Here is a 24,691-nt window from a genome sequence, read left to right as displayed (position 1 = left end):
CTTGAGAGCTCCATTGTTGATAATATTTTAATTAAAGTTTATTTCCAAACCCACTGGCTACCACTCACATCAGCTTCAACAAGCCAAGTGTTATCGTTCCACTTTAGAGCATTATCTAATGAATTCTTAAGTTGACCGTTATCAAAGTGCCACTTTTGGTTCGGGCGATCACTACACTCTTCCATAGTAATATTGCCGCCTATCTGATCAACACACATTCCTGGTGCTGTTTTACTAATCAATTGACCAGAAGATGTTAGTTGCCACTGCTGGTTATCACCGATATGGCAGCTCCAACCATAAACTTTCGCACCAGGAGTGCCATAACCATTTTCAACGTCCAAACATTGACTCCCTTGCGTAGAAAGTTGCTTCCATTCCTCTGCTGGTTTCTCATTACTTGAAGAAGCTTCAAAAAGAGCAGAAACAATTGATGTCATAGGTTGAGTATGGCGTGATGCTCTTGGTGCCTGAGTTTGCCAGCTTGAAGGGACAGATTGAGTCACATCCCAATTACCTCGACCATCATAATAAGATTTTGCAACAGCTTGAGGGGTTGGTGTCCATAGGAAATCAGGGTGACGATTCTGATACCATTCACCACCAATTACGTTACCGGAAGTATCCAACTCTAAATCGTAATAATATCTTACGCGCGAAACACCATCTAACCGTGGCTTATCATAGTCTCTATGTGTGGGGTTGGTTTCGACCATGTAATCAACAACCATTTCCACACCAACAACAGATACAGCACGTGACGAACGATATTTAGTGAATTTATCTTTCTCATAATCACCCATCGCGATAGTAACACTTGCCGGGTCATTCGATGTACGGTTAGTTTGTGGGTTAAAATACTTAACCTTATAGCCCAAGATTGGTTGGTTCCATACTTGGTAATCATAAGTCGCATCCATAATCATACTGCGGCCAGTAATACCAATCTGGTTAAGAACTGATAAGTGCCAACTTGCTGGGTTGTTATCGACACAATCTGGCTCAATTACTCGACCATTTTCATCTTTTGCCGGATCTTTAATGTTACAACGACCACCAATAAATCGGGTGTTAAATGGCGCTTCAGCCCACAATAAAGTCCCTAAGGCTTTAATATCAGAAGGGTAAAACTTTAGCATATCGCCATTGGCATCTAGAACGTTAATTGATTTTTCAGGACGTGGTAGCATGTATGCTGCAGCAGCCCAGCCATGGCAAAGCCCCATCCAGCGCTCAACTCGGCCTTGAGAATCATAATACCCTTTGCCTGAATCCCACGAACGTTTAGTTAGAGTAAAGTTCTTATCTCCAACCAATAAGTCGTATTTTTCTGCAGGTGAAAGGAGATGACGCTGCTCATTTGAATAGCTATCTACAGGTTTAATTGAGTGTGAAAAATCATAGTACTCTTGCCAATCTGAAGCATAAAGTTCTCTATCTGCATATCGCCACCCCGCGGCTCCGGAATATAGTGGCCAATATGTATCAGACCAAGGCTGAACTGAGAGCTTTTTTGAATCTGGCGCTGCGTTGTCCAATTCGACTAGATTACGAATAAGAGCATTTCCAACATCAACTAAACGTGCTGGATTATCGTTGCCTAGGTTTGGGGCAAAGCGAGGAGCAAGCATCGGCTCAGCTCTATCCATTACTGTCTCACGCATTTCATTTCTTATTAGCTCGATATCTTCAGCGCTCATAGTCACATATTCTTCACCTTCTTTCTCAGGCAAACTATCCATTACTGCTTGCGGATTATCGTGAAATGCTTTCATGAATTGTTCAATTTTTGCATCGTCTGCTACGGCGACCAAAGGTACCGAAACAGATAATAAAGTGATGATTTTTTTCATTTTCAAATTCTACTCCGTTAGATTTTATATAAAAAGTTGTGTAGATATTCCAACTTCAACGAAGCGTAGATTGATGATATTTATCGTTCAAATCAATCCATAACCAGCATTAATTGCTTAAACCGTGAATAAAACTAGCAAAAAATCCTCTCACTAATTCCTAATTTATATATAAAACATTTACTTACAAATCATGTATTTAAATAAATTCAAACTCTAATCACAGAATATTAATCTATGACTAATGAATTTTTTAATTTCAAATCAATCAGAAAAATACCTGAATATGATTAAAATTAAGCTTAAAAATCCTAAATTAATTGAAAATAGCGTTACCATGATTTTTTAATCTACTTTTCTCAACAGAAAAAAAGTAGATTAAACTGCATATGTATTCATTTTTAACCTTTGCAACTCTATTTGAAACGAAATACTATTCAGTACTTATTGAGAAATTATTGTCGAAGAGTAGATCCTATGCTGGCAAGTAACTATGGATGAGACATTCAGCTAATATAATTGTGCCAAACTTTCCAAAAACTCTAATAAGATTAGAGTTAATTAATGAGAGCATTGTTCAATTTTTTCTATAGGAAATGGCTATATGTAACAAAAATCAATCGATCAGATAAGAAATTTTCATATTCAATAGGAAAATACTTAAAACAAAATAATAATCATAATTTGTCAGCAATGAAAAATACACTAGCACTTTATACAATACTATTAATGTTAACTTTTACATCTCAGGCAGATACAAGTATTTATATCCTTAATAATACCCCAGAAGATATTGACTTAACTATCGTAGGCCAACCTAGTCTTTGGCAGAAGAAAAATGTAGGTCCTCTACAGCCATATAAATTAACCTATGTTGCAGAGCTAAGCCGTAATTCAGGTGTTAAATCAGGAAAAAAATATGACATATACACATTTCTTGGTGAAACAATGCTGTCATTGGTTATAAGATTAGAAGGCACTTTTTGGGGTTCCAATATATCTTATACATTAGCAGATCCAGACACTATAGAACTAGGCGATCTTCATACTGATAGAAATATCCATGCAAGTTTCAAGAATTCCTATCAATACTACTATAAGGCAAGCTATACCGGTGGGTATGACAAAATCACACTGGTTATTGACAAAATAATAGAAAGCATACCCAGACGAACTGAGAACAATAGCCTGAGTATACTCACATATAATACTTGGATGCTAAGTTATATTGGTAAATATATGGGAGTAAGAGATACTTTAATCGCCAGTTCAAGAATGATAAATAATAATGATGTCGTATTTATGCAGGAATTATTCCGATATGAAAATGTACAAAATATCCGCTGGACTATGCAAAATTATTTCCCTTACACAAGCAACAAACTTGATGGTGGCGGTAGTAATACCTATGACGGTGGTGTACTCACTTTTAGCAAATACCCAATAGTTGAGCAGGCTCAACATATTTTTGCTAACTGTAAAGGTACCGATTGCTCAGCAGACAAGGGAATATTATATACAAAAATTATGAAAGGTAGATATCCCTATCACCTTTTTAACGTTCACCTCGGAGCTTGGAACTCTCAAGGACATAGGAACGTAAGAATGCTCCAGATTAGTGAAATATTTTCTTTTATCAATCAACTTAATCTACCTAGCAATGAGCCCATTATTATTGGCGGAGACTTCAATATAGCCAAACAAAAATTCCCACTCGATTTTGAACAAATGAAAAGAGTGCTTAATGTAATTGAACCTCCCTTAGAAGGTGCCCTACTTTACAGCTTTGATCCATACCTCAACGAACATATTAGTTACAGCGATGAGTCAGATAGAGAACGCCTTGACTATTTATTATTTGTAGACAACGGCTCTATTATTGATAGCTCCAGTAAGATTAACTTGCCGCGTAATTTCCAAGAAGACATGTGGGGAGTTTGGGATTTATCTGATCATTTTGCTGTTAGTGCACAATTTACCGTAGGTGATTGAGTTTTCATTTATTTGAATGAATGCCTTTCTTTTTTGTAATCAACAACTTACATAACTTACTTGGCTGTAAACTGAGTTTTCAGCCTCACTTCATAAAAAAAACAAATGTTTTAACTTAAGGAATAAGATTTTTATATAATTTTCAACTAGTCTACCAACTCCAGTATAAGTCATTGAATTAAAGTGATTTTTAAAATTAACACTATCAATAAAATGGAGTTTAAATTGAAAATGAAGTTGTCTATTCTTACATTACTAGCTGCATCCAGCACATTATTGGCCACCAATGTTTTGGCAGAAGTTGAACTTGCCCAATTAGATCCTTCTCAAGTTACTATTCAAAGCTTACAGAGTTCAGGTAGTGGTTGCCCTTTTGGTACCGTATCTTCAACTATTGCACCTGATGGTAAGTCCTTTGTTCTTGGTTTTGACGAATATATTGCCGAAGCAGGACCCGACATTTCAAGACGAGAAAATCGCAAAAACTGTCAAATTACTGCAGTATTAGGTATTCCTAATGGTTATGCATTCACCCTAGCGGATGTAAACTACAGAGGGTATGCTGATCTTGATGAACATGTTATGGCACAACAAACTTCTACTTACTTCTTTGCAGGTGAACGTCAGGAAGCAAGGTTAAGTTCGGCGTTTACTGGGCCTATTTCAGACAACTACCAGATCAGTGACCGTATTGGATTACAAAGCTTAGTTTGGTCTTCTTGTAATGCAACGGAGCCTGTTGTTATAAAGTCTGAAGTCAAAGTTGATAATCGTAATGCACGTCAAAACAGTGGCTTAATTACATTAGATACAATAGATGGAAAGCTCACTCACAGCTATGGCCTAATGTTTAAAAAATGTGGTGACGTTAGCCCTTCAGGTGAAAGAATCTAACCTATTATAATACATAAACAATCGTGGGGGCTAACCCCCACTTTTTTGTAATGTCTCAGGCGTATTTATTAAAGAGAATTAAAAGTCACTTGTCTTTCGCTATACCCCATGTTGGCCGAAGTGTAGTTTATATCTATCTGAATATTTCCTGAGACTTCACCTTCAGAACCATATACTGGACAAGTCGCAACATGAGACAGATATGTAGCTTCTTGTGGTTTCATGAAATAGTAAATTTGCTGCAAGTTACATTCACCAACAGTCATTCCCTGTGATTGTATACGTGCTCTCTGTTTATAGTAGTGTGGACCGGCATCGAATAGATATGCTGGCTTGTGAGTGTAAACATTCACTTGATAATAGTCAGTATACTCATTACCTGACTTGTATAAGCCAGTGTCATGGCTATAAAGAATGTTTAAATGCCAATAAGCAAGCTCTGACTCATCTGTAGGTAGAAGCCCCGGTTTTGAATAAAAACATTGGAACTGGCTATGCGGTATATCTATTTGTTGCTGAACAGGCGCACTTTGTCGAATGGATTCAACACCACAACGATGTTGGGTATATCCATTTTCCTCCATACTCTCACGAATCTGATTCTCCGATTCAAATTTACTGAAAACACCTTCTGGAGAAGTATCTGTGACAACTTGTGGGGTTTCCGCTTGTACATTGGCAGCTAAGCAAGTAAAAAAGCAAACGGTTGCTATTCTTGTTTTCATCATTATTATTTCCTCTTATAAATCGCGGACAAATTACCCCACAAAATTAATACACAATAGAGGTCATATTTATTTTTGTGATACAAGACGAAAATACATTATTTAATTAAATCGATAGATGCAATAAATGGAATTTATTATACTTACTAATAAATTCCATTTATTGTAATAGCATTTATGTTTGATTTTATTTGATATTCTATCAGTAATTAAAATAAAAAACTAAACAGTTTCCCTAATAACATCTTCTTGAATATCATTGATGGAATTATTTTCTAGGATTACAATATCGTTTTCCACATGCATGTTATGAACAATCAAAGGCTCTATTTCAATTACAGATGGAGCGATTACTTTAAGGCTTTCTGACTTTTCAGAGTTAATATGACGATAATGAACTGTCACTTCCCCTTGTAATAATACGAAAGTCTTTAATCTAGTACCCTCATTCTGTCCCTTATGGTAAGTATTACCACATAATGAGCCTTTTTTCCTTGTAATATAAATAAACTCCCCATAGTCTTTTACTTTAAAAGACTTTGTTTCTCCTCGCTCATCATTGCTTATAACATTAAATGGCTTGACTGTAATCATAGCTCCTCCTAATTTTTATACTCTATATAAAGATCTTTAATAAACAAAGATTATATCTAAATTATTGTTTGTATCAAAATATAACTTATTGATATTTAAAAATATAATAGAAGAGGAGGAAGGCGACCAAGCATTAGGGGCAATGCTGTAAAAATGGCGCGGCTGAAAAATTTTTACCGCGCCATTGGGGGAGAAGGGACTTTAAAGAACTAAGGTTTTGGTAACGGACATTTCTCTTATTGCGTATTTAATACCTTCTCGTCCGATTCCACTATGCTTCACACCTCCAAATGGAAAATGTTCTGCTCTAAATCCTGGTCCATCATTAGTCGCTAGTGTTCCAACATCCAGTTCATCGAATAGCCTATCTATTGTTCTCATATCGTGAGTAAAAACTCCAGCCTGAAGTCCATAATCACTACTATTTATCACTGGAATAATTTCATCTATGCCATCGAACGATCGTAATGGAATAACAGGGCCAAAAACTTCTTCACTCATTACAGGGCTATCATCAGGCACAGTTTCTAATATAGTTGGATAAACAACATTACCTTCTCTATGACCACCAAGAAGCACTTTTGCTCCCATTTCTATACTCTGATCGATTACTGCCTGAATTTGGATAGCAGACTGTTCATTAACCAATGGGCCAACAAACGTCTCTTCTTTGCTAGGATCTCCTACGACAAGTTCACTACTGGCTTTGACAAGCAAATCGCGAAACTCACCGTAAACATCTTTATGAACAAACAAACGTTTAGCCGCAGTACAGCGTTGCCCTGCCGTAGCGAAGCGCTGTTGAATGGCAGCATTCACCGCAGCAGCAAGATCAGCATCTGGCATAACGATTAAAGGATCACTGCCTCCTAATTCAAACAACATCTTCTTATAGCCCGCGTGAGCGGCAATAGCTTCAGCTGCAGGGTGACCTCCAGTAAAGTTAATTGCATTGATCTCTGGGTGACTAACTAGCCCAGCCATTTCATCAATATCCGGCACCACAAGCTGCAACACCTCTTTCGGAATACCTGCTTCATAACATAGTTCCACCAGCTTAGCTGCCGAACCTTGGTTAATTGGGGCTGGCTTTAAAATAATGCGATTACCGGCAGCAAAAGCAGGACCAATTTTGTGCATGGCTATGTTAATAGGGAAATTAAAAGGTGTGATACACAGTACCGTTCCAATTGGAGTATAACGAACAACACCTGTTCTACCTCTAGCAGGCGCATACGCGTCAGAATCTAACACTTCACCTTGAATTTGCCTTGCTTCTTCACTACAGGCTATAGCGGTATTAATAGCGCGTGTCAGCTCTACTCGACTATCTGCAATAGTTTTCCCCGTTTCTTGCGTGATTATTTTTGCTAAAGATTCAGCATTACTCTCTAATAATCCAGCAAGTTTACGCAGTATGTCCGAACGTTGAAAAGCTCTTAGATTTGACTGCGTTTTACGTCCTTTACGAAGGATGGTCAGACAGTTTTCAATATCATCTTTTGTACTAAAGTGAAATTGACCAATGCTTTCTTGGGTGTAGGGGTTTTTTACCTGATAAGCCAATGTCATAAGTCTTTCCTATGTTCTAGTTAAGGTGTATGGAGATAATTTGGTAAGTGAGCTGTCCACCAGACACAAAAAGCGCCCACCACATCAATCTCAAAAATAAGGCGGTATTTACTTTCTTTAGTAGATACACTCCCAGCTTTGTCGCCAAAAAGGCAGCCAAAGCAAAAATTACAATAAGTCCCGCATTATCAAAAAATGAAAATCCTAGGTAAAGAAATGCGGGGATTTTTGTCAAATGTACAAATAGTTGCATCACAGATTTGTTGGCAACAATACTCTCTTTGGACAAATCATCACGCATAAAAAATGCCGTGAGTAAAGGATCAACCGCACCCGCTATAATTCCTAAACTACCAGCAGCTAAGCCAACCCAAAAAAAATGCTTGTCCTTAATTTTTAACATTGGCAATTTTTGAGGTTTGAATAAAGTGTATGCAATCAGTGCTAACAAAAGATATAGAGCAAATAAATCACTCACTAATTCGACAAGAAGTCGCGTAGTGAGTGCTGCTCCAAACAAAGCCCCAGCACAAAACGGCACACACATTTTGGCTGAGATTTCACCCCGAAGTAGCCAAGCTCTAATCCCATTACCGACAATTTGAATTGAAGCATGAATAGCAATCAAAGGCCTAACTGGGATGAATACGCTCATACCTGAGAACATCAAGATCCCACCAGCACTGCCAGTCAAACTGGATAACACCGAAGCAATCACTACCACTAAGGTAGCAAGAATTAGCGTTGTGGTTGATAAAGAAATAATGTCCATAACTTCTTTAGCTGCCTAGCCATTAACAGAAAGGTAACTCTATGTGACATAAGAGAACGAACGTAGAGCCAGTAGATGTTTTTTTTGGTACCAGGGCTGGACTTAAAATATGCCTATATCTGGCTCTATTCATCACACACTATCGGTCAGTAAACTTGACCACAATATACAACTTTCGCTGCGGTGTGATGAATAAACATGAATAATAATTTTATCAACCACCAAAGTTTAGCAATAACGAAAGTGATAACCTTAAGAGGCTGATGATGAAAGACATAGATATCCAATCACTGATTAACAGTAATACTGAACACGTCTGGCACCACATGAAACCTCACCAAGCAACGCCTATGATGATCGAAAAAGGTCAAGGTATGTATGTCTGGGATATTCATGGCAAACAGTATCTAGATGCAGTTTCGGGTGGCGTTTGGTCTGTTAACGTTGGCTACGGTCGTGAAGAGATCGCCAATGCGGTGCGCGATCAATTGGTCAAAATGAATTACTTTGCACAAACCGCAGGTAATATTCCCGCTACGTTATTTGCTGAAAAACTCCTTGAGAAAATGCCGGGACTCAGCCGTGTTTACTATTCTAATTCAGGCTCTGAAGCTAACGAAAAAGCGTTTAAGTTGGTAAGACAAATCGCCGCTAAAAAATACGGTGGTAAAAAACATAAAATACTTTACCGAGAGCGCGATTACCATGGTACAACTATCGCTTGCCTGAGCGCAACAGGGCAAGAAGAGAGGCGCGATCAATATGGCCCGTTTGTACCTGGGTTCGTCAGCGTACCTCACTGCTGTGAATATCGCTCACAATGGGGAGATGTTGAAGATTATGGTCTCAAAGCAGCTAATGAGATCGAGCAAGTAATACTTCGTGAAGGGCCAGAGACTATTGGTGCTATTTGTCTCGAACCTATTACCGCTGGAGGGGGCGTTATTGAGCCACCAGCAGGATACTGGCAACGAGTCCAAGAAATATGTCGTAAGTACAACGTCCTACTTCATATCGATGAAGTCGTATGTGGTTTAGGGCGTACTGGTAAATGGTTTGGCTATCAACACTATGATATTCAACCTGATATCGTAACTATGGCTAAGGGTGTGGCGTCAGGTTACGCGGCTATCTCATGTACAGTAACCACTGAACAGGTCTACCAAATGATCCATGATGAAGATACCACTAACCGCATGGATTATTTCCGCGATATTTCTACCTTCGGTGGATGTACAGCAGGCCCTGTTGCTGCCCTTGCTAACCTAGAAATAATTGAGAAAGAAAACTTAATCGACAACGCGTATATTCAAGGTGAATACTTAAAAGAAAAAATGCTGGAGTTGAAGAAAAAACATCAAATTATTGGCGACGTACGTGGTAAAGGCCTATTTGTTGGTATAGAGCTGGTCCAAGATAGAGACACAAAACAGCCCGTCGATGAAAGCATCAGTACCGCTGTAGCGGTAAGTTGCCTAAAACAGGGGGTGATTATTGGTAGAACAAATCGTTCGTTCCAAACACTCAATAATACACTGTGTTTAAGCCCTGCTTTAGTCACTCAACAATACGAAATCGACCTCATCGCACAAAGCATTGATAAAGCGCTAACTGAGGTCGAAGAGAGCCTCTTTATGCCAGCGTTGTCGTCATAATTAACGCCCTCTCCACCGCTTGAGCTAAAAGACGGACCCCATCGCGTATGCGGTCCGTCTTTATCAATGAAAAACCTAAACGAAAAAAACGATTTGATTCGTAGTCTCTGTGGGAAAGATTATGGAAATGCTGTGTTCCTGTCTCAATATAAACACCTAGTTTAATCGCTTCTTGTTGCAAGTAAACACAGTCTAATCCTTTTGGTCCTTTGAGCCACATAGCACTTCCTCCAACTGAAGGAGCAATAGAAACCTGAGGCAAAAATTCCTGTAAAGCGCTTTTTAGCACTTCATAACGCTCAGAATATCGTACCCTCAGCCTGTGGACCAATGTATCGTGGTATCCACCAGCAAGGAAAAGCGCCAAAGTCCTCTGGTTGTTAGCTGGGGTATGACGCATCATTAAACGCCTAAGCGCACGAGCTTCCCGAATAAGTGACTCTGAACCAACTAAATAGCCAACTCTTAATCCAGGGGCTAGTGTTTTTGACAAACTGCCTACATAAATTACCCTACCATCATTATCTAGGCTTTTCAAAGCAGGGGTAGGGGTAGAATAAAAATTAAGCTCGCATTCATAGTCATCTTCAATCAGCACCAGATCATTATCCGCTGCTTTTTGTAATAAACTAAGTCGCCGTTCCAATGGTAATGTCACCGTTGATGGTGACTGATGGCTGGGCGTGACAAAGATATAATCACAGCTATCAATTGCCTTATCTATAACCAAACCTTCTTTATCTATATCCAATTCTTGAAGTTCCGTTTGGTTAAGCTCAAATATATGGCGAACATCAGGGTATCCTGGATTTTCTATGCCTAGACGAACCCCCTGCCCGCCGAGAAGTTGGCTCAATAAATAAAGGGAATGTTGCGTTCCTACTGTCAGTAAAATCTCATTCTTATTACAGCGCACCCCACGACGAGCAAGAATTCGGGTCCTTAGTTGATCGATGAGCAAAGGATCGTCCTCATCCACGCGGTCTTGCAACCACTCTTTAGCTTGCAAACTTTGTGTCGCTCGCTGAGTACATTCTCGCCACTCTCTTACAGGAAAAAACTGCGGATCGGGTTGCCCATAGATAAATGGATATTCGCATTGCCTCCAGATATCAGGTTTATGCATAAGTCCCTGCGCAGAAGGCACTAAACGAAATTTACTCGACCAATCAACATCATTCGCATTTGATGGTAAAGCAGAGTGTGTTGCTACTGAATTTTCACCATAGGTATGGTGAACAAAAAAACCCCTTCTCTCTATCGCAATTACGTAACCTTCCTCAATTAATTTTTCATAAGCAAGAACAACGGTATTTCGTGAAACTGCAAGGGCTTTCGCCAACTCTCGGCACGAAGGCAAAGCTTCACCAGACGTAATATGACCATCGAGAATACTGGTAGTTATCATATTTTTAATCTGGGTTTGTAGACTGGAACCCTTGCCAAACTTAATGTAAAATAGATGCTTCATTTTGTTATAATTATCAACAACTTGTTAATTTATTGGCACCATTTTTAACATACTTCTGGCTCTAATAGTAATCCGACCTTTTATCTATGATGTATTCTTATGCCGTTCAGTAACGCTAGGATTTTAAGCTATGCACGTACATCCACCCAATCACGGCCTTCGGGCACTATTCTGGATAATATTGTCTCTCTTTTCTTTTCCATCTTTTGCAACTAATTCCGAGCAGACTCCTAATTTCGACCAGCACGTTAATTCCTTTATTTCCCCTATTGCTGAACAACTTTCTTCGATTGTTTTTTACAAAATCAGCATATTTAGCTATTCCGTACCCATCATTGTTCTCTGGCTAAGTTTGGCCGCTGTCTTTTTTACCTTCTATCTAAATTTTGTCAATTTAAGAGGTCTAGGGACTGCATTTCGGTTAATACGTGGAGACTATACTAACCCAAAAGCAGAAGGTGAAATTTCCCACTTTCAAGCTGTAGCAACGGCTATTTCTGGTACTGTGGGGATAGGTAATATTGGTGGCGTCGCCGTTGCGATTACTATCGGCGGACCAGGCGCAACATTTTGGCTCATTTTGGCTGGTTTTCTAAGTATGTCTACCAAGCTCGTCGAATGCACCCTAGGGGTCAAATATCGTAAAGTAAATCCTGATGGAAGTATTTCAGGTGGCCCAATGTATTACCTTGAGCATTACTTAAAAAGCCGAAATTATCCGACCTTGGGTAAATGTTTAGGTGGATTTTATGCTCTTGCATTGGTAATAGGATGTTTGGGAATTGGTAACATGTTCCAATCAAATCAAGCTTATGCGCAATTGCTGGTTGTCACTGGCGAAAGCCAAAGTTTCTTTGCCGACAAAGGGTGGCTATTTGGAGTTATCATGGCTGTTTTAGTGGCTTTGGTTATCCTTGGAGGTATCAGCTCAATTGCGAAAGTAACCGCTAAGCTTGTCCCGATTATGGCAATCCTATATGTGGTTTCAGCTTGTGTTATTCTCACCATGAGTGTGGAGCACTTACCTGACGCTATTGCTCTCATATTCTCCAGCGCTTTTTCCTTGGAAAGTGCCACAGGCGGTGCGGTTGGAGCACTCATTGTCGGTTTCCAAAGAGCAGTATTCTCCAATGAAGCTGGTATAGGTTCATCGTCTATTGCCCATTCAGCAGTACAAACTGATGAGCCAGCTTCAGAAGGGTTAGTCTCATTATTTGAACCGTTAATTGATACTGTTTTTATCTGTACTTTGAGTGCACTGGTTGTCATCTCAACAGCTTATCCAACAGGGTTAATCCACGGCGATCTTGTAGGTATTGAGCTTACCTCAGCCGTATTTGCTCATCATATTCACTGGGCTCCCTACCCACTTGCCATTGCTGCCTTGTTGTTCGCTTTTTCAACCACTATTGCTTGGTCTTACTATGGACTAAAAGGTTGGACCTATCTATTTGGTGAAAAAACGTCTACGAAGCTTTTATTTAAGCTAATGTTTTGTAGCTTTGTCGCTCTTGGAAGTATGATCCATCTTGATGCTGTACTTCAGTTCTCTGATGCATTGGTATTCTTAATTGCTGTACCAAACGTACTTGGCCTGTATTTGTTCGCACCATTAGTCAAGCGTGAAGTAGAAGATTACCTAAACCGAATTAAACTCGGTGAGATTGTCAACTACCGACATCTAAACGAGAACCTCGGAACTTATCCAACCTACAAAAGACTATGGATTCGCCTGACCAGTCGTTCGCAGTATCGATCCGAACAAACTTAAACAAGCTAAGGCCTATTTGAACAATAGGCCTTTCTCTTTCATATCAGAAGAAGTAAACCTACTCCATCTAAACCAAATTCTCATTCGTCACCTCAGGGTCATGCTTTTCTGGTGCCGCCAGCGGTAAAGTCAAGATAAAGCAGCACCCTTGCCCCAACTCACTAGTGACCTTGATATCTCCGCCCAACAAGTCAGTCACCAAGTTGTAAACAATATTCAAGCCCAGCCCTGAGCCACCTTGCCCTAACCGTGTAGTGAAAAATGGATCGAAGACTTTGCCAATATGCTCAGGTGCAATACCTTGGCCATTGTCCGTCACAGTAATAACCGCATTTTCTTCAATTTTCTGACCTTTAATTTCAATTATTCGATGATCATGGTCTGTAAATGCATGAACCAAAGCGTTTGACAATAGGTTCATCAAGATTTGTGTAAGCGGCCCAGGATAGCTATCCATATTAATCTCTTGAGGGCATTCTTCACTTAATATAATTTGGCTTCGAGATAAACTTGGAGACATGGTAATTCTTAATTCATGAAGGACTTCGTCTAATTCAAATCTGCGACGTTGGTAACTGGATTGATCGACGGCCACTTGCTTAAAGCTTGAAATAAGCTCGGCAGCACGTTTCAAGTTGCGTTCGATGCTGTCTGCTGATTGGCCGCTTTGTTCAATATAGGTGTCAAGAGCCGAACGCCTAATTCCCTCCTTGGTTGATTGGATAAATATATGATTGAACTCTTTTAAGCTACTGGCCACCACAATAGCATTACCAATAGGTGTATTAAGTTCGTGAGCAATACCAGCCACCAAGGATCCAAGACCAGAGAGTTTTTCTGACCTTACCAACTCCTCTTGAGTCGCTTTCAAAACTTCAAGGGCTTTCTGGAGTTCTTCGGTACGCTCATCAACTCTATGTTCAAGCTCAATGGTTTGCTGCTTAGTCTTTTGCAAATATTCACGACGATCATTCTCCGTAGTCGCTGCACGTTCAAACCAGTAATGCCAACGCTCCGGAATCCTAGGTATGGATAAATTATGGTTATCAGGTAAACCTTCTACAAACTGTGCTAAACGCATTGCTGGCTGGCTAAAATGCCAATGTTGATACAAAACCACAAATAGCAATAGCGCCGTAAAGATGGTAGCCATAATCAAATGAGGACTGACAACCTCAAAGATATGACCACTCAATTCATCCTCACTGATTTCAAGCACCAGTCTCCACGGTGTATTAGGCAAGAGGTAAGAGCTCCAATACCCTTTGTCTCTATTGTGGAGGTAACCATGCCTCACTTGATGCGCCTCACCTTCAGACACTAATTTCAAGACTCCCTCTTGCGTCACTACTTCCGTCGAACTAAGTAATGAACCGCCACTATCAGCAATGACCAACCCTTGTTCATCTATAACCACCAAACGAGCAATACTAATCGGCTGCTTAGTCAAGATGGTATCTAATAATTTAAGAGTGATGTCTGTACCGACCGCTCCAATAAATCGTTCTTGAACGTATACTGGCGCTAATAATGACACCATCATTCCCTTGCCACCAGCATCCATATAGGGCGTCGTCCATACATTCGCTCTCTCTGGGTTTTCGTCCGGATGAACCAGATCGAGCGGGAACGTTCCACCTGCTTGGTAGATAACATCTATCGCCTGGTCCATATTTTCAGTTTCAGTGGCTGCGATAAGATCTCTATAACTCAACCAAGGGTATAGGTAAGTAAGAGCTTGTTCACCATCATAATAATAGCTCCACTGAAAATCTTTATGTTGAGAGTGTGTCGAAACGATTTCAGGAACAATCATTAAAAGTGCACGTAAATCAAAAGAATAGTCACGAATATTGGTTCGAACGTACAGTTGGCCAAGTTCTTTTCTCATTTTTAAAGGCAGGTTTTCCCAAGGAGCATTTTTTACTGACCCTCTAGTACTTTGCTCAAGGAAACTGAGTGCAGACTGACTTGGAATAAGTGCTGGATACTGATATGCACTTTGAATACCATTTTGCATTTTATCGACATGGTCAAAAGAAACCGAAAGCGTCTTATTAAGCGCAACCATAATTTCAAGCGCTTTATGTTCCAACTTATCGATTTCCTGAATGCGAACTTCTTTACTCAAATAGAGTGCATTACCTAATGTGAGGAATAGTATTAAGACCAGAACTCCATAAAGCATGTATTTATGACGACGAATTAATCCATCAGCACTCATTTGATCATTATTTGGGGCCAGATCCTTCATGTCTTTATCCAATGGTTATTCTACTTTTCTACTTGGCGAGCAAAATTGAGTAGCTCTTCCATAATCATTGCTTTAGAAAATAGCCAACCTTGTCCCTCTTCACAGCCAAAACCTTTTAGCCTCTCAAGCTGTGATTTATTTTCAATACCTTCTGCAGTGATCTCCATGCCCAAAGTTTGCCCAAGATTCACTATCATTTTAGCAATACTGTCATCCTGTAACATTCCCTCCACAAAAGCGCGATCAATTTTCAAGCGAGTAGCAGGTAAAGTGTGCAATACACTCAACGAAGAAAAACCCGTACCAAAATCATCAATAGCTATCTTACATCCTAACTGACGAACTTTATTCAATACCTTACAAAGCTCAGAAATGTTTTTTGCTACAACCGTTTCTGTGACTTCTAACTCGACCGTCTCAGGCTCGATATTATAACGCTTCATCGTCTGCCGTAATTGCTGGACAAACCCCGGTCCTTCTATTTGAGTTGGGGAAACATTAATCGCCATGGTGAGTTGTGTGTGACCAGCTTGCTTAAGCATTTGAAATTGCAAACAACAATGTTCGAGAACAAAAGCTCCAATACTAACCATCAAACCTGATTGCTCTGCTAATGGAATAAATTGGTCTGGTGGAACAAGCACCCCTTCTTTATTTCGCCAACGTAATAAAGCTTCAACACCTGAAAGCTCTAATGTTGCTAATTTGTATTTGGGCTGATAAGTCATAAACAAAGCATTGTCGTTAAGCGCCTGCTTTAGCTCGGCGAGTAAATGCATTCTATCGCGAGCATCTTGTCCCATATCAGCAGAAAAACTCACCGCACCACCTCTGCTGTACAACTTGGCTTGTTTTAGTGCGACTTGGGCATCTTTGTAATGCACTGACGGATCAAAGTCTTGATCCATCATGTCAACAATACCAATACTTGCGGTGATCTTGAAAGGCTGCTCGTCAACAGTGAAACTAGATTCAAACAGTGACATAATTCGGTCGCTGATAATATCTCTATGCGAACCAAGTAAAGCAAAAACATCACTGCCAACACGAGCTAAAAAGCAATAAGGGAAATGTTTCTGTAAACGTATTGAAACTCTGACTAAAAGGCCGTCACCCGCAGAATGACCAAAACTATCGTTAAACGATGAAAAATCATCAATATCGATAAGCGCCAAACGGGCAAAGTCATCGCGAGAAACTCCAGTGTAATGATACCTTCGCAAACTGTTTAGGTTAGCGATATCAAGCAGCGGATCTTTAAACGCCTGCTCCTCCAAACGGTTATACAAAATGACATTATCAAAGCCAACCGATAGGTTAGCGCAAAAGACTTCAAGTAAGTGCTTGTCGATGTTCTCCAGCGGTCTTCTAACGTCAACGTAAGCTGCAACACCTCGACCACGTTCAGTGGAAAAGTATAAGGTTAAACCTTGCTCTAACAGGCTCGTTTTGGTCTCTAAACACTGTATGATTGACTTTCTGATATGCTCAGAATCAAGTGTGTCCAACGAAGTTTGTACAAAATTACTGTATCGACCTGATGCAGCAATAATGATCGGCCCTACAACCTTATCGTCCTGAGTTTCTTGCGCACAAATCAAACCATCAGGCTCTATCTGCATAATCGCACTAATTTGCTTAACGGCACCTTCAGCAAACATTTGCATTCCGTGTAAATGGGCCAATTCCGTGCTCGCCTTAACTACCTTTTCAAGCCCTTGACGCATGATTTGCTGGCTGCGTATTTGGTTATAGGCTCTGATGGAACTAGTTAAAATAGTAAAGAGCCGGATGCGAGTCAGCTCTGGTTTGGTTCGGTAATCGTTAATATCGTAACGCTGGATGGTTTCCATTTCAGGAGCATAGCCTGGCTGCCCAGTCCGCAATATTATCCGCAAAGCATGCATGTCTAACTCATCACGAATCATTTCAACGAGCTCTAGACCAGCATGCTCAGTTTCCATGACCACATCGAGTAAAATCACCCCGATATCAGCTTCATCACAGAGAATAGATTTCGCATGTTTGGCAGAGTAAGCGTGAAGTAACTCAAGGGGACGGTCTTCGACAATGAGATCCTTTAAAGCTAGCTCTGTCGCATGATGAACTTCTTCATCATCATCAACGATCAGCACTCTCCAATATCGAGTCTGTGTAGTGTCAACATCCGCTTCAGACACATCTTCGATAATAGGCAGTAACTCATCAGAATCATTGCATTGCTTGCCCATTTCTCCCTCATATAAATCGCAGTGATCTGAAATATGAGTTTAGTCGTAGTTCAGCATAGTTGCGTAACCAAGCCAACTATGTATAACTCAAACTATTGACCTCAAATCCAATAGATGGGTACAATTACGGCATCATTCCAAAAAAAGAGCCACGCCAATGAACAACTAAGCCTGTTATCCATTTCATTTAACTATTGGATTTACAGGAATTAGTAGGCGTAGCTCACGTATATACTTTTCTTTGCTTCTTACTTGTCTGTGACAGCAATTTTATCTTTCCAACGGATAAAACGAGTCTACGATAGGTGCTTAAAATATGTCGCTATGCATGCTTTTCCTGTTTTACAGGAGGCAATTTATGGCCATTTTTCACGCTCACAATATTAGTTATACATTCGCCAATGGCGACAATCTGTTTAAAAACATTTCATGCACTATGGACAAACACAGAGTTGGTCTTGTTGGACGTAATGGTATTGGAAAATCAATTCTCGCATCAATTCTGTCAAAAAAAATGGCACCATCAAGTGGTACCCTAATAGCACCTTCGAATTGTTCGATGTACCACCAGCAGCCATCAATCAAGTCAAATGGTGGTATATCCATCGCCCAGTACTTAGATAAACAGCACGTTTTAGAAGCACTCAAACATGTTGAAATGGGTAGTTGCTTGCAAAAATGGTTTGATTTAATTGGGCCGAACTGGGAGCTAGAGTTACAGCTTAATCAACAATTAATTGAACTTGGGCTTCCACCCGACCCTAATTTCCTTTGCAGTGAGCTTAGCGGAGGTCAACTCAACCGCCTAATGCTGTGGAAACTATTTGAACAAAATAATGCATTTCTTATCTTAGATGAGCCATCAAATCATTTAGACAAACAGTCTAAACAATGGCTTATCGATTCCATGCAAAGATTTCCAGGCGCCATCCTACTCATTAGTCATGACAAAAAACTGCTCAGCGAAGTGGACGAAATATGGGAACTATCAAATACTGGTTTACAAGTATTTGGAGGTAACTACCATTTCTTTGAAGAAAAGAAGCAATGTGAGCAAAAAGCTATTGAGAGACAGCTAACTAACATTGACCGACAAAAAAAACACCTTACTGCCCAAGCTCAACGAAACGTTGAGAAAGCACAACAAAGGGCATCCAAAAGCAATAAGTTACGTAAAAGTGGCAGCCAAGCCAAAATGCTACTTAATGGTATGAAAGAAAAGGCAGAAAATAGTGCATCAAACCGCAGCAAATTAACGCAACTCAGAAAAGAACAGTTTCGAAGTCAAGAACTACAAATCTCCGCCAAACAAGATAAATGGAAAAACCAGAGATTCAATGTAATCAAATACTCTGAAACTTTGAAAACTAGGATTTTATTTCTAGACGGTAAACTCGCATTTGGTAACACTGCAAAGTTAACCCTACAACTTTTTCATGGGGATAAAGTCTACCTCCAAGGATGTAATGGTTGTGGTAAATCCACTTTACTAAAAACACTATTAGGTGAGGTTCCTCTCTCTGAGGGAGAGATAAACACGAGCGGTGGCTTTTATTATTTAGATCAACACTTAAATAACATTAACCAAACATTATCAGTTTTAGATAATTTATGTTCGCAAGTTGAAGGGATTAACCAATGTGAAGCACGTACACTATTAGCTGGGATTGGCTTTCGAGGCGACAATGTATTTAAAAGCTCAAAGGTATTAAGTGGCGGCGAAAAGATGAAACTGAGCATGTTGATTGTCAGTCATCAAACTAATCACCCTTTCCTATTATTAGATGAACCCGACAACCATCTCGATGTAGATTCAAAAACAATGTTAGCCGACGCATTACGTCATTATCAGGGCGGTTTTTTATTAGTCAGCCATGATAATGACTTTGTCTATGATTCTGGCATAAAGCAACGTTATCGTATGGGCCATTGTGGTCTGAAGATAAGCGAACATATCGATTAAAGGATACATAAAGAACTCGAACTTCTCTTACATTAAATTAGATTCATCCGTTTTTATTCAGAGAATATCAATTTGATTCCGCTGAATGAAGTTGGATGAACTCTCTTGCTGAGTCTTCTAGTGGCTGCAAGAGGTGTGATTTGGTCAAACGAATATAATGATATAAATCTTCCGTGTCTACCGGGGGGCTGGCAATTTTGATGTCAGGATATTGCTTTGAAAGAAACGCATAACTTTGCAAAGGAGCTAGCCAGACGTCAGCCCTACCGGCCATGAGCATAAGAGCGGCTTGGTCAACAGAATACACCCGATGTAAACGTCTATAATCCTTAAGAACTTCAATATACTTGGTGCCATGCATAGTCACGATTATCTTATCTTTGGCATCATTTAGTGTTTGGTAATAACTTCCATCTTTGGCAAATAAGTGTACTTTGATTTGCTCTAGCGGAACATTCACCTTTACCAAGCCCGCTTCATTATCTAGCTGGCCAATTCGTAAGTCTAAAGCATCATATTGACCCGTTATTATCGATTGGATTGCTCTTTCGTCAGGTAGGTAAGTCACTGTATAAGGAATGCCCGCCCCCTTGTACACAGCAGTAATGACATCTTCCACCGTCATGCCATACTTTGTCGTTTTACTCTCCCCTTTATAGCTCTCTCCAATCGCAATATTGATAACCTCTATGTCTTGAGCAAAGGCATTATTTATTGGAAACAATGCATTAATGACAAATAAAACAACTAAGACTTTCATCATTATATCCATAGGTCAAAACTGATAATAGCAAGTATAGCTACTGACCAAATTCTGCTCATATGGAAAGCTTTAGTATACCGTTAATCTTAATTGACCGATCTCGTTTGGTTAAATGCTTTTACCGACATTTCAAGCCGCTCGACAAGATGTGACTTTGAATCATGAACATAATGATATAAGTATTGTTTGTATACTGACGGACTCGCGATCTTAATATTAGGAAATTCTTCTTTTGCTTTTAGATAAGTTCTGTGGGGTGCTAACCATAGATCCGCTCTTCCAGAAGTAAGCATTAAGGCCGCTTGTTTTTCTGATTTTACCAGATGACGCTTCCTATAAACTTTTGCAATATCCGAGTAACGGGCTCCTAAGATAGAGACCAAGGTTTTGCCCTTAACGTCATCTAAACTCGGGTAAAAGTCATCATTAATAGAGAGTAAATAGACATCAATCACAACGATTGGTACGTCAACTTTAACAAGCGTTTCTTCTTCATCTAATGTATCAATACGAAGATCAAGCGCATCATATTGACCTGATGCCGCAGCTTGGATTGCTCTCTCAGTAGGTAAATATATAAACTCAACGTCAATATCTGCAGCTTTGTATATAATTCTCAAATCACGTTCTAGTGTGGAACCTTTGTATATATCTCCCATCGCGACTTTGACCGAATCTCCTGTATTTGCCAACACAGCACTTGAGAACAATAACGCGGTAAACAATAACCTTAGGAACGGTATTTTCATCCACTACTCCAGAAAAATTTGTCTTTCTAACACTATAGGTTGCGTTAGATCAAAAGATATCAGACTGCCAACTATCTAGTTCAACACATTTAACTGCTGATACAATAATTTTTATTTATCAAATGATCTGGCCTGGTTAAAAGCATTAGCAGATACTTCAAGTGGCTCGATAAGATGCGATTTTGAGACATTCAGATAATGGTATAAGTATTGTTTGTGGATAGAGGGGCTGGCCACTTTGATATCTGGAAATTCGTCCTTTATGTTAAGGTAACTCCAATAGGCAGCTAACCACACATCTGCTCGCTTTTTAGTGAGCATTAACGCCGCCTGTTGTTCCGATTGGACAAGATGAAGCTTTTTGTAGCTCTTAGCCATATCTGAATAACGAGCTCCTAAAATAGAGACTAAGGTTTTATCGCTTACGTTATCTAAGCTTTGGTAAAAATCTCCATTCACAGAGAGTAAATGAACGCTCATCGCTTGCAAAGGCACATTGACTCTAATGAGACTTTCTTCTTTATCTAACGTATCGATACGAAGACCAAGAGCATCATATTGGCCAGATATAACCGATTGAATAGCTCGCTCATTAGGTAAATATGTAAAGTCAGCTTCAATACCAGCAGCTTGATATATGTTTTTGAGATCCGCTTCCAGCGGTGACCCTTTATAAATATCACCAATCGCAACTTTAACTAAATTATCTTTTTGAGCCAAGGCAATACCAGGCATAATCATCAAGGTAGAAAGTAACCCTAAAAGCCATATTTTCATTTTATCTCTCACAGCATCTTGCTATTTCATTACTATAGCTGGAACTAAGATTAAAGTCGTTATGGCGGGGTCGTTTGGCTTAGAAATAATAGGTCATTTGATCAGTATAAGAAGCTCTTAGGTGCTACTTTTTTTACGGGTTTGTAAAAGTTGACTGATAGCTTGCGATGCCTGTTCAAAGCTTGAGCTTCTCGCTTGAGAGACCTTACGCTCCCATTTCGGATTATTTGGTACTGCAAAACCATGAGTTTTTGCCTGCTTTACAAACTCAGCAAACTCTTCGGCACTTTCTATTATGTGGATAGAGTCGTAACCTGCAAACCCTTTAGGCATAAATACAGTAATTGGGTAGTTAGAATTCGTATCTGTATATGGGTTGGCTGAGTCCGTGCTGTGATGGACAACAGGATTACCTTTTTTGCCAACAGTTGCCGCATTGAGCATATCGATCATCTTAGCTATTCTGGGCGTCGCATTTCCAATTGCTTGGCCAAAACTCCCTTTAGTTTCGTCCTCTTTGGCAAAAAACTGTTTGGGAGTAAAGTCTTCACCCTCTTTCTCTTTAAACCTAGCTTTGTACATTGTAGATACATCAGAAAAATGCACCCGCTTAACGGGTAAATTGTCGTCTTTTGCCAAATCAAGATTTTCTGCTTTTGGCGCAATAAACATAAGATCATAATCGGCAGTCAGTGGCTGTCTGGTTACAGGATCGGCAAGCACTTTAAGAGGCTCACCTTTATAAGAAACCTCAAAATAGTCACCCTTTTTCTCTGCCTTATAGTTTAGGCCTTCAGAGATTAATGTGAAAACACCACTCTCATTATTCTCTTGTTCAACTTTGAACACTCTGTTATTTTCTAACCAATCAAAACGTTTTTGAGAAAGAGTCAAACTCACAGAAACAGCGTCTCCGCTTTCTAAACATTCTTCTACGCTCTCATTATATTTAATGATCTGATTTCGACGCATATCATCGTCATCTCGTAACGTAATATGAAGCTTACTAAACCTCTGATCGACACAAATAAGCCCCGCTTGAGGGCCATGATTGGAAGATTTTCCTTTGATTGCAAATCCTTTGGTTGGATAACCCTCTTCAATAAGTCCTGTTGACATAGGGTCGACGGGACGAAAAGCGATGATCTGCTGAGTCTTTCGGGCAACTGCTTGGATGGGGATAAAATGCCGTTTAACTATACCTGTTTTACTTGCTACTTTGTTGACCAACTGATCTAAAATGGCTGCGCCAGTCTCGATCGACGAGAAAGAACCACAAGCCTTGATCAGAGGTTTAGATGGATCTCTATTTGGCTTTTCCATTAGAGGATGCGGTGAAGATAGCTGATTAGTCTTATTAGATACCGTCTTAACCTGAAATGGCTGAGAGTCTTTTAAGTCGTCATTCGTCATATGTGTGGTACAGCGCGGTAGGCCAGTAGGAGCAATAAATATCGGCAAATTATCATTTCCAATGATCATATTCACTTTCATGATATTTATTAAACATTAAAGCGTCAACCAGTCAAGAGGCTAAGTACAGAAAAGTAAGGAGTAGACTGACGGATCATAAAAAGGTACCAGCTGCCATGATTCTTAAACAGAAAATAATTATCTAATAGACATTAGTAATGATATATAAACTTACAGATTCACTTATATCAAGGCTATCAGTACATAACCTGCACCAATAGCCTTAATACTTGCCTAATAGATTTTAAATCATCTATTAAGCATCAATGCGTACACACATATTTAACACAGAATTTTTATTGCGGTTCTTTTCCAATTCCCTCTGATCTTCTTCCCACTTATTGCGGCCCAATTCAACAAGAAACGCATTGAGTGCATTATTGAGTGAATCTTCAGAACTATCAGGCTCGAATGTAAAAGGATTCACCGCAGGTTCAGGGTCTAAAGAAGCATAATTAACTTTCGCTCGACTCCGGTTGAGCTCAATATTCATTTCATGTGGTGTGTTGAAATTGTTAACTAAAAAGTATGGGGTAGCGAATTTTCTCTGATGGCTATAGCCAACTTGCTCAGCTAATAATGTATCAAATAAAAATTGTCGTAGCTGATCATATTTGGTTGAATCTTTCTCACGAAGCCTTTCTTGATTGGCATTATTGAATTCACGTTTAAATGCATTGACCTGTGACCAAGTTGGTACATGATAATTACTGCCATGAGCCTGACAAGCGGCTTGCACTTTGGTTAAATCTGTATCATTGGTTTGTAAGTTAATCCACTTTTCTTGGACAAAGAGACTGCCATTAGTGTTACTATCTTGAGCAAACACGGAGAAAGCACTAGCGGATAATACTATTGTTAATAACGTTTTTTTCATCTTGTTTCCTTGTTTATAGTTAATTAAACAGGTAAAAGAAAACTTAACCTGCTTAGCATGAGAATGCTGTTTAACCTTCTCTTAAATCTCATATTTAGATGTCAAATAACCCTAAAAAGGAACTAATAGCAACGTTTTCATGCCTGATATAGAGTATTAACAGATGGAAATACCATCCTAATTTAAATTAAAAACCTATATAAACCAGGGAGCATGTATTAATAATTTAACAGGCTATATTTAAAAAGTATAATATGGGATTTAATATAAGTTAAATATAAACGTTTAATTAAAAACAATAATAT

Annotated in this window: 18 protein-coding genes; 5 read left to right on the top strand and 13 right to left on the bottom strand. The window is 39.4% G+C overall.

Annotation, left to right across the window (positions count from 1 at the left end):
* Nucleotides 1-38 precede the first annotated feature (38 nt).
* The gene (locus tag KO511_RS13805; RefSeq protein WP_215987997.1) at nt 39-1,853 is read right to left on the bottom strand and encodes a ricin-type beta-trefoil lectin domain protein; all 1,815 of its coding nucleotides are present in this window, start codon (nt 1,851-1,853) and stop codon (nt 39-41) included.
* A gap of 564 nt (nt 1,854-2,417) precedes the next feature.
* On the opposite strand from KO511_RS13805, the gene KO511_RS13800 reads away from it, so the two are divergent.
* Nucleotides 2,418-3,845, top strand: coding sequence for a sphingomyelin phosphodiesterase (locus tag KO511_RS13800; protein WP_252724375.1), 1,428 nt, complete (start codon nt 2,418-2,420; stop codon nt 3,843-3,845).
* 231 nt (nt 3,846-4,076) lie between these two features.
* Complete coding sequence (locus KO511_RS13795; protein ID WP_252724378.1) at nt 4,077-4,739, top strand: DUF4360 domain-containing protein; 663 nt, start codon at nt 4,077-4,079, stop codon at nt 4,737-4,739.
* Nucleotides 4,740-4,807: 68 nt separating this feature from the next.
* Here KO511_RS13795 and KO511_RS13790 read toward each other — a convergent pair whose 3' ends face one another.
* The 4 genes from KO511_RS13790 to KO511_RS13775 form a co-directional block, all read right to left on the bottom strand.
* Complete coding sequence (locus tag KO511_RS13790; RefSeq protein WP_252724374.1) at nt 4,808-5,467, bottom strand: hypothetical protein; 660 nt, start codon at nt 5,465-5,467, stop codon at nt 4,808-4,810.
* Nucleotides 5,468-5,686: 219 nt separating this feature from the next.
* Nucleotides 5,687-6,058: a polysaccharide biosynthesis C-terminal domain-containing protein gene (locus KO511_RS13785; RefSeq protein ID WP_215987995.1), complete on the bottom strand. Its 372-nt coding sequence runs from the start codon at nt 6,056-6,058 to the stop codon at nt 5,687-5,689.
* Between the two features lie 201 nt (nt 6,059-6,259).
* The gene (gene safD / locus KO511_RS13780; protein WP_215987994.1) at nt 6,260-7,630 is read right to left on the bottom strand and encodes a sulfoacetaldehyde dehydrogenase SafD; all 1,371 of its coding nucleotides are present in this window, start codon (nt 7,628-7,630) and stop codon (nt 6,260-6,262) included.
* A 16-nt stretch (nt 7,631-7,646) separates the two neighbouring features.
* The gene (locus KO511_RS13775) at nt 7,647-8,402 is read right to left on the bottom strand and encodes a sulfite exporter TauE/SafE family protein (protein ID WP_215987993.1); all 756 of its coding nucleotides are present in this window, start codon (nt 8,400-8,402) and stop codon (nt 7,647-7,649) included.
* 263 nt (nt 8,403-8,665) lie between these two features.
* Here KO511_RS13775 and KO511_RS13770 point away from each other — a divergent pair, with 263 nt between their 5' ends.
* Nucleotides 8,666-10,057, top strand: a complete 1,392-nt coding sequence (locus tag KO511_RS13770) for an aminotransferase family protein (RefSeq protein WP_215987992.1) — start codon at nt 8,666-8,668, stop codon at nt 10,055-10,057.
* Here KO511_RS13770 and KO511_RS13765 read toward each other — a convergent pair.
* Complete coding sequence (locus KO511_RS13765; protein ID WP_289847792.1) at nt 10,035-11,528, bottom strand: PLP-dependent aminotransferase family protein; 1,494 nt, start codon at nt 11,526-11,528, stop codon at nt 10,035-10,037. The genes KO511_RS13770 and KO511_RS13765 overlap by 23 nt on opposite strands.
* Before the next feature lie 130 nt (nt 11,529-11,658).
* On the opposite strand from KO511_RS13765, the gene KO511_RS13760 reads away from it, so the two are divergent.
* Nucleotides 11,659-13,299: an alanine/glycine:cation symporter family protein gene (locus KO511_RS13760; protein ID WP_215987990.1), complete on the top strand. Its 1,641-nt coding sequence runs from the start codon at nt 11,659-11,661 to the stop codon at nt 13,297-13,299.
* A gap of 67 nt (nt 13,300-13,366) precedes the next feature.
* Here KO511_RS13760 and KO511_RS13755 read toward each other — a convergent pair whose 3' ends face one another.
* Nucleotides 13,367-15,553: a sensor histidine kinase gene (locus KO511_RS13755; protein ID WP_252724373.1), complete on the bottom strand. Its 2,187-nt coding sequence runs from the start codon at nt 15,551-15,553 to the stop codon at nt 13,367-13,369.
* 20 nt (nt 15,554-15,573) lie between these two features.
* Nucleotides 15,574-17,784 (bottom strand): EAL domain-containing protein, encoded by a 2,211-nt coding sequence (locus tag KO511_RS13750; RefSeq protein ID WP_215987989.1) that lies wholly within the window; start codon nt 17,782-17,784, stop codon nt 15,574-15,576.
* Between the two features lie 358 nt (nt 17,785-18,142).
* On the opposite strand from KO511_RS13750, the gene KO511_RS13745 reads away from it, so the two are divergent.
* Nucleotides 18,143-19,747 (top strand): ABC-F family ATP-binding cassette domain-containing protein, encoded by a 1,605-nt coding sequence (locus KO511_RS13745; RefSeq protein WP_215987988.1) that lies wholly within the window; start codon nt 18,143-18,145, stop codon nt 19,745-19,747.
* 67 nt (nt 19,748-19,814) lie between these two features.
* Here KO511_RS13745 and KO511_RS13740 read toward each other — a convergent pair whose 3' ends face one another.
* The 5 genes from KO511_RS13740 to KO511_RS13720 form a co-directional block, all read right to left on the bottom strand.
* On the bottom strand, nt 19,815-20,510 hold the full coding sequence (locus KO511_RS13740) for a substrate-binding periplasmic protein (protein ID WP_215987987.1): 696 nt from the start codon (nt 20,508-20,510) through the stop codon (nt 19,815-19,817).
* An 86-nt stretch (nt 20,511-20,596) separates the two neighbouring features.
* Nucleotides 20,597-21,259 (bottom strand): transporter substrate-binding domain-containing protein, encoded by a 663-nt coding sequence (locus KO511_RS13735; protein ID WP_215987986.1) that lies wholly within the window; start codon nt 21,257-21,259, stop codon nt 20,597-20,599.
* A gap of 111 nt (nt 21,260-21,370) precedes the next feature.
* Nucleotides 21,371-22,036: a transporter substrate-binding domain-containing protein gene (locus KO511_RS13730; protein WP_215987985.1), complete on the bottom strand. Its 666-nt coding sequence runs from the start codon at nt 22,034-22,036 to the stop codon at nt 21,371-21,373.
* A gap of 117 nt (nt 22,037-22,153) precedes the next feature.
* Nucleotides 22,154-23,518 carry a CyaA/EF/ExoY family adenylyl cyclase toxin gene (locus KO511_RS13725; protein ID WP_215987984.1) on the bottom strand — a complete coding sequence of 455 codons (1,365 nt, stop codon included), beginning with the start codon at nt 23,516-23,518 and terminating at the stop codon, nt 22,154-22,156.
* A gap of 247 nt (nt 23,519-23,765) precedes the next feature.
* Nucleotides 23,766-24,386 carry a hypothetical protein gene (locus KO511_RS13720; protein ID WP_215987983.1) on the bottom strand — a complete coding sequence of 207 codons (621 nt, stop codon included), beginning with the start codon at nt 24,384-24,386 and terminating at the stop codon, nt 23,766-23,768.
* Nucleotides 24,387-24,691: the final 305 nt, after the last annotated feature.

Source organism: Vibrio hepatarius (assembly GCF_018860525.1).
Classification (GTDB): Bacteria; Pseudomonadota; Gammaproteobacteria; order Enterobacterales; family Vibrionaceae; genus Vibrio; species Vibrio hepatarius_B.
The sequence above is the reverse complement of the archived record's forward strand: the minus strand, read 5'-3'. Positions and strand labels throughout refer to the sequence as shown.

Excerpts from the sequence above, each read along its gene's own strand:
- KO511_RS13805 (WP_215987997.1), bottom strand. The coding sequence starts at position 1,853 with ATGAAAAAAATCATCACTTTATTATCTGTTTCGGTACCTTTGGTCGCC.
- KO511_RS13800 (WP_252724375.1), top strand. The coding sequence starts at position 2,418 with ATGAGAGCATTGTTCAATTTTTTCTATAGGAAATGGCTATATGTAACA.
- KO511_RS13795 (WP_252724378.1), top strand. The coding sequence starts at position 4,077 with ATGAAGTTGTCTATTCTTACATTACTAGCTGCATCCAGCACATTATTG.
- KO511_RS13790 (WP_252724374.1), bottom strand. The coding sequence starts at position 5,467 with ATGATGAAAACAAGAATAGCAACCGTTTGCTTTTTTACTTGCTTAGCT.
- KO511_RS13785 (WP_215987995.1), bottom strand. The coding sequence starts at position 6,058 with ATGATTACAGTCAAGCCATTTAATGTTATAAGCAATGATGAGCGAGGA.
- safD (WP_215987994.1), bottom strand. The coding sequence starts at position 7,630 with ATGACATTGGCTTATCAGGTAAAAAACCCCTACACCCAAGAAAGCATT.
- KO511_RS13775 (WP_215987993.1), bottom strand. The coding sequence starts at position 8,402 with ATGGACATTATTTCTTTATCAACCACAACGCTAATTCTTGCTACCTTA.
- KO511_RS13770 (WP_215987992.1), top strand. The coding sequence starts at position 8,666 with ATGATGAAAGACATAGATATCCAATCACTGATTAACAGTAATACTGAA.
- KO511_RS13765 (WP_289847792.1), bottom strand. The coding sequence starts at position 11,528 with ATGAAGCATCTATTTTACATTAAGTTTGGCAAGGGTTCCAGTCTACAA.
- KO511_RS13760 (WP_215987990.1), top strand. The coding sequence starts at position 11,659 with ATGCACGTACATCCACCCAATCACGGCCTTCGGGCACTATTCTGGATA.
- KO511_RS13755 (WP_252724373.1), bottom strand. The coding sequence starts at position 15,553 with ATGAAGGATCTGGCCCCAAATAATGATCAAATGAGTGCTGATGGATTA.
- KO511_RS13750 (WP_215987989.1), bottom strand. The coding sequence starts at position 17,784 with ATGGGCAAGCAATGCAATGATTCTGATGAGTTACTGCCTATTATCGAA.
- KO511_RS13745 (WP_215987988.1), top strand. The coding sequence starts at position 18,143 with ATGGCCATTTTTCACGCTCACAATATTAGTTATACATTCGCCAATGGC.
- KO511_RS13740 (WP_215987987.1), bottom strand. The coding sequence starts at position 20,510 with ATGATGAAAGTCTTAGTTGTTTTATTTGTCATTAATGCATTGTTTCCA.
- KO511_RS13735 (WP_215987986.1), bottom strand. The coding sequence starts at position 21,259 with ATGAAAATACCGTTCCTAAGGTTATTGTTTACCGCGTTATTGTTCTCA.
- KO511_RS13730 (WP_215987985.1), bottom strand. The coding sequence starts at position 22,036 with ATGAAAATATGGCTTTTAGGGTTACTTTCTACCTTGATGATTATGCCT.
- KO511_RS13725 (WP_215987984.1), bottom strand. The coding sequence starts at position 23,518 with ATGATCATTGGAAATGATAATTTGCCGATATTTATTGCTCCTACTGGC.
- KO511_RS13720 (WP_215987983.1), bottom strand. The coding sequence starts at position 24,386 with ATGAAAAAAACGTTATTAACAATAGTATTATCCGCTAGTGCTTTCTCC.